This is a genomic window from Methylobacterium trifolii (genome assembly GCF_022179685.1).
Classification (GTDB): Bacteria; Pseudomonadota; Alphaproteobacteria; order Rhizobiales; family Beijerinckiaceae; genus Methylobacterium; species Methylobacterium trifolii.
Map to the genome: position 1 here is coordinate 1 of NZ_BPRB01000108.1, position 9,745 is coordinate 9,745.

The 9,745-nt window shown below is 68.4% G+C and carries 7 protein-coding genes and 1 pseudogene; 6 read left to right on the top strand and 2 right to left on the bottom strand.

Annotation, left to right across the window (positions count from 1 at the left end; translation table 11 throughout):
- Both COGEMETH_RS10575 and COGEMETH_RS10580 read right to left on the bottom strand, forming a co-directional pair.
- Positions 1-1,231: CaiB/BaiF CoA transferase family protein (locus COGEMETH_RS10575; protein WP_238182532.1), on the bottom strand; the 1,231-nt coding region annotated here is incomplete at its 3' end.
- The gene (locus tag COGEMETH_RS10580; RefSeq protein ID WP_238182533.1) at positions 1,218-1,922 is read right to left on the bottom strand and encodes a haloacid dehalogenase type II; all 705 of its coding nucleotides are present in this window, start codon (positions 1,920-1,922) and stop codon (positions 1,218-1,220) included. The genes COGEMETH_RS10575 and COGEMETH_RS10580, both read right to left, overlap by 14 nt.
- Before the next feature lie 141 nt (positions 1,923-2,063).
- Between COGEMETH_RS10580 and COGEMETH_RS10585 the strand changes: the two genes are divergently transcribed.
- The 6 genes and pseudogenes from COGEMETH_RS10585 to COGEMETH_RS10610 all read left to right on the top strand — a co-directional run.
- A complete protein-coding gene (locus COGEMETH_RS10585; protein ID WP_238182534.1) occupies positions 2,064-2,969 on the top strand; it encodes a LysR family transcriptional regulator in 906 nt (301 codons plus the stop codon).
- A gap of 218 nt (positions 2,970-3,187) precedes the next feature.
- Entirely contained in the window at positions 3,188-3,433 is a 246-nt protein-coding gene (locus COGEMETH_RS10590; RefSeq protein ID WP_238182535.1) for a hypothetical protein, read from the top strand.
- A 160-nt stretch (positions 3,434-3,593) separates the two neighbouring features.
- Entirely contained in the window at positions 3,594-4,130 is a 537-nt protein-coding gene (locus tag COGEMETH_RS10595) for a hypothetical protein (RefSeq protein WP_238182536.1), read from the top strand.
- 593 nt (positions 4,131-4,723) lie between these two features.
- Positions 4,724-7,384, top strand: coding sequence for a pyruvate dehydrogenase (acetyl-transferring), homodimeric type (aceE, locus tag COGEMETH_RS10600; RefSeq protein ID WP_238182537.1), 2,661 nt, complete (start codon positions 4,724-4,726; stop codon positions 7,382-7,384).
- Between the two features lie 62 nt (positions 7,385-7,446).
- A pseudogene (gene aceF / locus COGEMETH_RS10605) lies at positions 7,447-8,793 on the top strand (dihydrolipoyllysine-residue acetyltransferase); the annotation flags it as partial.
- Positions 8,794-8,861: 68 nt separating this feature from the next.
- Positions 8,862-9,745: FAD-dependent oxidoreductase (locus tag COGEMETH_RS10610; RefSeq protein ID WP_238182538.1), on the top strand; the 884-nt coding region annotated here is incomplete at its 3' end.

Sequence of the window (9,745 nt, forward strand, 5' to 3'; positions counted from 1 at the left end):
CGGCGGTCGTCGTCTCGGCCTGCACGGGCCCGAACGCGCCCAGCCCGGCATAATCGGCGACCGCGGCGCGATCGAGCCCGAGCCAGCGGCCGAGGATGGCCTCGGTATGCTCGCCCAGCATCGGCGCGGGTGTGGCGGGCGGTGGGCCGGCATCGTCGAAGCGGATGGCGCTCGCGAGGTAGGGCACGGTCCCGGCGGCCGGATGCGCGAAGGAGCGGATCACGTCGCGCTCCGCGAGCTGGGGAGCCTCGCAGACCTCGCCCACCGTGCGGATGGAGCCGCAGGGGATGCCGTGCGCCCCGAGGAGCGCGGTCCAGTGCTCCCGCGTGCCGCCGGAGAAGATCGGCTCCAGGATGGCCTGGAGTTCCTGGCGCCGCGCCGCGCGCTCGGCGGCGCGGGCGAACCGGCTGTCGGCGCGCAGGTCCTCCCGGTCCAGCGCCGTGCAGAGCAGGCTCCAGAACCGGTCGTTGGCGACGCCGACGTTGACCCAGCCGTCGGCGGCGGGGAACGTCTCGTAGGGGCTGATCGTGGGATGCGCGTTGCCGCGCCGCTTCGGGCTGGCGCCGGTGGCGAAGTACATGCCGGCGTTGAAGGTCAGCAGGGAGGCCATGGCGTCGAGCATGGCCACGTCGACGCGGCCGCCCTCCCCCGTGCGCTCGCGCTGCCTCAGGGCCGCCAGCACGCCTTGCGCCGCGTAGAGCCCGGTCACGAGGTCGGCGACCGAGGTGCCGACCTTCGTCGGCGGCCCGTCCGGGTCGCCGGTGATGTCCATGATGCCGGATTCGCCCTGGAGGATCAGGTCGTAGCCCGGCCGGTCCGTGTCCGGTCCGGTCAGGCCGAAGCCCGAGATGCCGCAATAGATCAGGCGGGGATTGTCCTGCCGCAGCCGCTCGAAGCCGAGGCCGAGCCGGTCCATCGTCCGGGGCCGGAAGTTCTCGATCACCACGTCGGCGGTGGCGGCCAGCCGCAGGACCAGGTCCCGGCCGGCCGCCGACTTGAGGTCGATGGCGCAGCTCTGCTTGTTCCGGTTGATCGACAGGAAGTAGGCGCTCTCGCCGCCGAGGAAGGGCGGCCCGTAGGTGCGCGCCTCGTCGCCCCGTCCCGGCTCCTCGACCTTGACCACGTCGGCGCCGAGATCGCCGAGCTGCATCGTCGCGAAGGGGCCGGAGACCACCCGGCAGAGGTCGAGGATTCGCACGCCTGCCAGGGGCGCGGCGTCAGACCATGGCATCCGCAAGATCCGTCATCGTGCGGACGCGGATGTCGGGCTGATGGGGGGTTTCCCCGAACGGCCTCTGGCGGCGGTCGATGAACGCCGTGCGCATGCCGGCGGCCTTGGCGCCGATGCAGTCGAAGGCGTGGTTGGCCACGAACAGGATCTCGTCCATGGGCAGGCCCAGCAGTTCGGCGGCCCGGGTGTAGGTGGCCACGTGCGGCTTGAAGGCATTCGCCTCCGCCACCGAGATCACCCGGTCGAAGGGGATGCCGTGATGGGGCTTGGCGGCCTCCAGCATGTCCGGGTCGCCGTTCGACAGCACGACGAGCCGGTAGCGGGTCTGGAGCCTGGCCAGGGCCTCGGGCACCTCGGGGAAGCAGCGCAGCGTCTCGATCGCGGCGACCAGGCCCCGGACCTCGTCCATCGTGTAGGCGATGCCGCAGCGGTCGAGGACGAAGGCGACGGCCCGCTGCCCGATCTCGCGATAGGGCGTGTGCGCCTTGTGCAGCAGCGCGTCGATCATCGAGTTCTCGAAATGCGTCCGCCGCCACCAGGTGACGAAGGAATTCGGGTTGCCGCCCCAGCCCTTGGCCCGGAGATAAGGCGTCGCGATCTCGGTCAGCCCGCCCTGCATGTCCACGACCGTGCCGTACTGGTCGAACATGCAGACCTTGATCGTCCCCTTCAGCGCCGCAGCCTCTGCCATCCGCCCCTCCTGATCCCGCACGCCAGCCTCGGAATGAGCGGATAAAGCACGCGCCCGGTCCATCGGTGAAATGGATTTCGAGTCTCGCCGCATTTATATCATGAATGTGGGTGCGGCGAGATTCGGAGCCGGAGTGTGCGCATGAAACTGCGGTCGGTCGACCTCAACCTGCTCGTGGCGCTGGACGCCCTGCTCCACGAATTGCACGTCACGCGCGCCGCCGCCAGGATCGGCCTGAGCCAGCCGGCGATGAGCAACGCGCTCGGCCGCCTGCGGACGATCTTCAGGGACGAGCTCCTGGTCCGGACGGCAGCCGGCATGCAGGCGACGCCGCGGGCCCTGGAGCTGATCGAGCCGACGCGGCAGATCCTGCGGCGGATCGAGCGGGTCTTCGACAGCGATTCGGCCTTCGACCCGGCGGTCGCCGCGCGGACCTTCAACATCCGCCTGTCCGACCTGCTGGGCGTGCTGCTGCTGCCGAGCCTGGTCGCGTCCGTCGCCGTTCCCGGCTCGGCGGTCGGCATCAGCGTCGTGCACTTGTCGCCGGTCGGCACCGTCGAAGCCCTTGAAAAGGATGAGATCGACCTGGCGGTCAGCACCGCACTGGTTCATTCGACCTCAATCAAGTCGGAAGTCCTGCTCCACGACCGGATGGTCTGCCTCATGCGCGCCTCCCATCCGGCGGCCGCGGGCACGCTGGACCTGGACGCCTTCCTGAGCGCCCGGCACCTCAAGGTCTCGATGTCCTCGACGGACCTGCGCTTCGTGGACGACGTGCTCGTCGGCCGGGGCCTGGCGCGGGACGTGGCGCTGAACGTGCCCCACTGGCTGGTCGTGCCGGACGTGCTGGAGCGGACCGACCTGCTCACGGTGATGCCGCGGCGTCTCGCAAGCGTGCTGGCACGCGAATCCCTGGCGATCCGCGACCTGCCCTTCGCATCGGACGCCTTCACTTGGTCGATGTACTGGCACCGCCGGCACGAGGGGAATTCCGCCATCGCCTGGCTTCGGAGCCGGATCGCGGACGTCGCCCGCAGCGTGGCGTAGCGCCTCGCGAAGACTTGATGAGCCTGTGGCGGCCCAGGTTCGGAGAGTGACAACGTTTGTCAACGAATGGCCTCTATTGCCTGCCACAGACATCCGGCGCGGCGGTTCGGCAGCCCGAGACATCCGCCTTCCGAGCCTTCGCCTTTCTCAATTCGATGAATCGGCCCGCCCGCGGTCTCAAACACCGGCGGCGCTTGGGCCCCAGCGGGATCAATCACGTGAGCTTCACCGTCTGCGCACGCGTATCGGCGCGCCGTTTCGTCTACCAGCACGGGTCGATGCTGAGCGCCCTCGACAGGGGCCTGTCGCTCCTGACCGCCGGGATGTCGGACGTTCAGATCGTGGACGGCAACGGCCGCACGCAGACGCCGGCGGCACTCTACCAGTCCCTGTTCGGCGCGGGCAGCAGCCTCGACATGCCGGCCACGCCGCAGGTGCCCGCGATCACTGCAATCGCCGCGTGAGCGATCTGCGCGCGTCGATGGTGGTGGGCCGATCTCAAGAAAACCGTAAGGCTTTCGTGCATCAATCCTCGACAGGCGTCGCAGGTGCCGGTAGGCCACGGCAGGGCGATGCCGGACCTATGCTGTCGCATCGCCGACCGCCTGCCCAGGATCACTGCGAATGAAGCGCCGCAGCGCACGACCCTTCGTGGTCGAAATCAAGCACACTCACACGTCGCGTCCGTCGCAGAACCAGTCCGCAGGGCCCGCACGTCCCGGCAAGCCCCTGTGGCCGACATTGCCGCCGGAGGAGACGGAGCAGCCCGCGGACGCAGCGTGGTACGTCCCCGAAGCGCGGCCCTCCCCGGACGTGCAGCCGGTACCGAGCCAGCCAGAGGCTCCGGCCCGCCGCATCCTCCAGAGCCTGCTGCCGATGTTCGTGCCGGGCGAACCCGAGCCGGGGGACGAGGCCGCAGCCAGTCCCGAGCCGCCGGTCGCGCGCCGCGTGGGACGGCCGAGGAAAGCAGCAGCACCCGCCCCGGCGCCGATTCCGGCCCACGCCGCCGAACCCGATGCCCCGGTGCTCCGAGCGACGCCGGCCGTGCAGCCTGCCGTTGAGCGAACCACATCCACCAAGCCCGTCCCCGCGCGTCGGAGACAGGACGAACTCGGGCCCGGTCAACGCTGGAAGAAGCGCCTGAACCGGTACTGCCGCTGATCCCGCGAACGTCGGCCCGGCCACGCGCACTCCGCGGCCCCCGGCGGGACGTGCCCGCCTCTCGGCCATATGCCTTCGTACGGATTGGATGTTCTGCTTCGTCTCGTCGCCTTCGAGACGAATCTATCTCTCGGGACCCCTTCGATCTCTCGTTCCGAGATGATGGGAAGGAAAATCCAAGGACCGCCCATTCCGCGCCGGTCCTTCCAAAACATGTCTCCGGCAACCTGAATGGGCACAAGTACTTCAGGGCAATCGCTCCGCCTGCAAGAACCTTTCGATCTACTCAATGACGCAGTCGAACATTCGGACGGGCTGTCAGGATGGGCGCGCCCAAGGAAGGCACGCGATCGTCTTGCCCATGGCCAGCTGCCACCAGAGGGCCGCAAGCCCGTCGCGACCCCGCCGCCGCACGCGCCGGCAATCCAGAATTCGGAACGCGGTATTTCAGAGCCCGCGCGATCTGGTCTCCGCCCCGGGCCCTAACGTATTGAGCGAACTATAAAGTTGACGGCGCGCGCCGGGCCACGGTTCTGTGCCATAAACCGCCCCGCAATCCGCTCGCCCGAAGCGGTTGCCAAGGGAGGATACCGATGGAGCGCAGTCGCGACCTTGATCCGGCCGAGACCCGTGAATGGCTCGATTCGCTGGACGGGGTGCTGGACGTCGAAGGGCCGGAGCGGGCGCACTTCCTCATCGGGCAGGTGGTCGAGGAGGCCCGCAAGCGCGGCGCCCCCGTGCCGTTCTCGGCCAACACCGCCTACCTGAACACGATTCCCGTCGACAAACAGGACCCGCATCCCGGCGACCGGCAAATCGAGCACCGCATCCGCTCAGCGATTCGCTGGAACGCCATCGCGATTATCCTGCGGGCCAACAAGGACTCGTCCGAGCTCGGCGGCCACATCGCGAGCTTCCAGTCCTCGGCAACGCTCTACGACACCGGCTTCATGCATTTCTGGCACGGCGACTCGGAAGAGCGCGGCGGCGACCTGATCTACGTGCAGGGCCATTCCTCGCCGGGCATCTACGCCCGCGCCTTCCTCGAAGGTCGGCTCACCGAGGAGCAACTCCTCAGCTATCGCCAGGAGGTCGACGGAAAGGGCATATCATCCTATCCTCATCCCTGGCTGATGCCGGATTTCTGGCAGTTCCCTACCGTCTCGATGGGTCTCGGGCCGCTGATGGCGATCTATCAGGCCCGCTACCTGCGCTACCTGCACCATCGCGGCCACGCCAACACCGACGGCCGCAAGGTCTGGGCCTTCATGGGCGACGGCGAGATGGACGAGCCGGAGAGCCTCGGCGCCATCTCAATGGCCGCGCGGGAGAAGCTCGACAACCTCGTCTTCGTCATCAACTGCAACCTGCAGCGCCTCGACGGGCCGGTGCGGGGCAACGGCAAGATCGTCCAGGAGCTGGAAGCCGATTTTCGCGGCGCCGGCTGGAACGTCATCAAGTGCCTGTGGGGCTCCGGCTGGGACGCGCTGCTGGCGCGCGACACCACCGGCATGCTGGCGCGGCTGATGGAAGAGTGCGTCGACGGCGAATACCAGGACTTCAAGTCGAAGAGCGGCGCCTATGTCCGCGAGCATTTCTTCGGGAAGTATCCCGAGACCGCGGCCCTCGTGAAGGATTGGAGCGACGAGGACATCTTCCGCCTGACCCGCGGCGGCCACGACCCGTCGAAGGTCTTCGCGGCCTATAGCGCGGCGTCCAAGCACAAGGGCCAGCCGACGTTGATCCTCGCCAAGACCGTCAAGGGCTACGGCATGGGCGAGTCGGGTGAAGGCCAGAACATCACCCACCAGCAGAAGAAGATGGGTGAGGCGGTCCTCAAGCAGTTCCGCGACCGCTTCCAGATCGATCTCACCGACGACCAGATCAAGGAGATGCCATTCATCCGCTTCCCCGAAGGAAGTCCGGAGATGAACTACCTGAAGGCCCGCCGCGCGGCGCTCGGCGGTCCGCTGCCGGCGCGGCGACGCAAGTCGATCGACCTACAGATCCCGCCGCTGTCGGCCTTCGGAGCGCAGCTCAAGGAGACCGCGGGCCGCGAGATCTCGACCACGATGGCCTTCGTGCGGGTGCTCAACACGCTTCTGCGCGACAAGAACATCGGCAACCGCATCGTGCCGATCGTGCCCGACGAGAGCCGCACCTTCGGCATGGAGGGCATGTTCCGCCAGTTCGGCATCTTCTCCCAGGTCGGCCAGCTCTACCGGCCGGAGGATGCCAACCAGTTGATGTACTACAAGGAGGACGAGAAGGGTCAGATGCTCCAAGAGGGCATCAACGAGCCCGGTGCCATGTCCTCGTGGATCGCGGCGGCGACCTCCTACTCGACCTCGAACGCGCCGACGATCCCGTTCTACATCTACTACTCGATGTTCGGCTTCCAGCGGGTCGGCGACCTCGCCTGGGCGGCCGGCGACATGCGCGCGCGCGGCTTCCTGATCGGCGGCACCGCAGGGCGCACCACGCTGAACGGTGAGGGGCTCCAGCACGAGGATGGGCACAGCCACCTGTTTTCGGCGACCATCCCCAACTGCGTCTCCTACGACCCGACCTTCTCGTACGAGGTCGCGGTGATCGTGCAGGACGGCCTGCGGCGGATGTTCGCCGAGCAGGAGGACGTTTTCTACTACGTCACCGTGATGAACGAGAACTACGAGCATCCCGGCATGCCCGAAGGGGCCGAGGCGGGCATACTCAAAGGGATGTACCTGTTCCGTGAGGGCAAGGGGAAGACGGGCGGTCCGCGGGTGCAACTGCTCGGCAGCGGCACAATCCTGCGGGAGGTGATCGCCGCAGCCGACCAGCTCGAAGCCGATTACGGGATCGCTGCCGACATCTGGAGTTGTCCGAGCTTCACGGAGTTGCGCCGCGAGGCGATGGCGGTCGAGCGCTGGAACCTGCTCCATCCCACCGAGGCGCCGAAGAAGTCCTACGTCGAGACCTGCCTCGCCGGCCGCGGCGGCCCAGTGATCGCGGCCACCGACTACATGCGGCTGTTCGCCGACCAGATCCGCACCTGGGTCCCCGGCCGCTACCGCGTGCTCGGCACGGACGGCTTCGGCCGCTCCGACTACCGGGTGCGCCTGCGCGACTTCTTCGAGGTCGACCGGCGTTGGGTCACGGTGGCGGCGCTGCACAGCCTCGCCGCGGACGGGGCGGTTCCCGGAAGTACGGTGGCCGAGGCGCTGACCAAGTACGGGATCGACCCGAACAAGCCCGGCCCCTGGACCGTGTGAGCCTGCCAGAACCCGCGCCCCGCCGGTGAGCGGCGGGGCGAACGACATCCGAAACCGGACGGCCAGGGCCCTCAGAGGCCCAGAGAACAGTCAGAGACAGGGAGAGGAAGCCAGTGGGCATTGAGGTCAAGGTTCCCGATATCGGCGATTTCGCGGACATCCCGGTCATCGAGATTTTCGTGAAGGAGGGCGACACCATCGGGCCGGACGACCCGCTGATCTCGCTGGAATCCGACAAGGCGACGATGGACGTGCCCTCGCCGCAAGGCGGCGTGGTCGAGACGATCCTGATCAAGATCGGCGACAAGGTCAGCGAAGGCGCGCCGATCCTGCTGCTCAAGGGCGAGGCGGCGGCCGACTCCGCGCCGAACGCCAACGGTGCGGCCTCCGCCGACACCGCGGCCCTCGCGGCCAAGCAGGAGCCCCCCCCTACGGCGCCGACCCCGCCCTCCGGGCCGGTCGCTCAAGCGCCTGCCTCCAGTGCCCCCGACTTCACGAACGTCCACGCGAGCCCCGCGGTACGCCGCATCGCGCGCGAACTCGGCATCGACCTCAACGCCGTGAAAGGCACCGGCGAGAAGGGCCGCATCACCAAGGACGACGTGAAGGGCCACCTCACCCGCTCGGCGGCCCCCGCGGCCGGCGGCGGCGCGGTCATGGCGTCCGGCGGCATGGGCATTCCCGAGATCCCGGCGGTGGACTTCTCGAAGTTCGGTCCGATCGAGGTCAAGCCGCTCCCGCGGATCAAGAAGATCTCCGGTCCGCACCTGCACCGGGCCTGGCTCAACGTGCCGCTCGTCACACACCAGGACGAGGCGGACATCACCGAGACGGACAAGTACCGCAAGGAACTCGACACCGCCGGCAAGGAGAAGGGCTACCGGGTCACGCTGCTGGCCTTTCTGATCAAGGCCGCGGTCTCGGCCCTGCGCCAGCACCCGGAGTTCAATTCCTCGCTGAACCCCGAGAAGGACACGCTGATCCTCAAGCGCTACTACAACATCGGCGTGGCGGTGGACACGCCGGAGGGCCTCGTGGTGCCTGTGGTCAAGGATGCCGACCGCAAGGGCATCGTCGAGATCAGCCAGGACCTCGGCACGCTCTCGAAGAAGGCCCGCGACGGCAAGCTCGGCGGCGGCGACATGCAGGGCGCCACCTTCACCATCTCCAGCCTCGGCGGCATCGGCGGCACCGCCTTCACGCCGCTGGTCAACGCGCCCGAAGTCGCCATCCTCGGCGTAGTCCGCTCGAAGATGGCCCCGGTCTGGGACGGCAAGGAGTTCCAGCCCCGGCTGATGCTGCCGCTCTCGATGTCCTACGACCACCGCGTCATCGACGGGGCGCTCGCCGCGCGCTTCACCCGCCACCTCGCCCACGTCCTGGAGGACGTCCGGCGCCTCGTCGTCTGACGCGAGGCCAGGGTCCGAGCAGGACCCGGACGGAATCGAGATCCGAGCGATACAGGTGAGGTGACGGCATGAGCACGAACGAAGTCCATCTGCCCGACATCGGCGACTTCAAGAACGTCCCGGTCATCGAGGTGAGCGTCAGCCCCGGCGACCAGATCTCGGTCGACGACGTGCTGATCGTCCTCGAATCCGACAAGGCGACCATGGACATCCCGTCCCCGGTCGCCGGCACGGTGGCCGAGGTGAAGATCAAGCCCGGCGACACGGTCACTCAGGGCGACCTGATCCTGGTGATGGCCGCGACCGCGGAGACCGGCGCGCCCAAGCCCGGCGTCTCGGGTGCCGCCTCCGCTGTCCCGGCCGGTGCCGCCGGCCACGGGGCGGGCGAGGGCCAGGCCGGCTACGGTTCCTTCGCCGCGGGCGCAACGCCCGGAGGCGCACCAGCTCCGTCAGCCCCGAAGGCGGCGGCCGCCGTCTCGGGCGAGGACAGCCGCGCCGAGGTTCTGGTGCTCGGCGCCGGGCCCGGCGGCTACACGGCAGCCTTCCGCGCGGCCGACCTCGGCAAGAGCGTCGTGCTGGTGGAGCGCTGGGCGACGCTCGGCGGCGTCTGCCTCAACGTCGGCTGCATCCCGTCGAAGGCCCTGCTGCACGCCGCGAAGGTCATCGACGAGACCCATGCCATGGCCTCCCATGGCATCAGCTTCACCGCGCCGCAGATCGACATCGACAAGCTGCGGGACTGGAAGGACGGCGTGGTCAAGCGCCTGACCGGCGGCCTCGTGGGGCTGGCCAAGCAGCGCAAGGTCACGGTGGTGCGGGGCACGGGCCGCTTCGTCAGCCCGAACCAGGTCGAGGTCGAACACGAGGGCAAGAAGACGGTGATCGGCTTCGACCAAGCGATCATCGCGGCCGGCTCCGAGCCGATCAAGATGCCGTTCATCCCGCACGACGA

Bases quoted from the DNA above. Each gene is read 5' to 3' on its own strand.
- COGEMETH_RS10595 (WP_238182536.1), top strand. From the start codon at position 3,594: ATGAAGCGCCGCAGCGCACGACCCTTCGTGGTCGAAATCAAGCACACT.
- aceE (WP_238182537.1), top strand. From the start codon at position 4,724: ATGGAGCGCAGTCGCGACCTTGATCCGGCCGAGACCCGTGAATGGCTC.
- COGEMETH_RS10585 (WP_238182534.1), top strand. From the start codon at position 2,064: ATGAAACTGCGGTCGGTCGACCTCAACCTGCTCGTGGCGCTGGACGCC.
- COGEMETH_RS10580 (WP_238182533.1), bottom strand. From the start codon at position 1,922: ATGGCAGAGGCTGCGGCGCTGAAGGGGACGATCAAGGTCTGCATGTTC.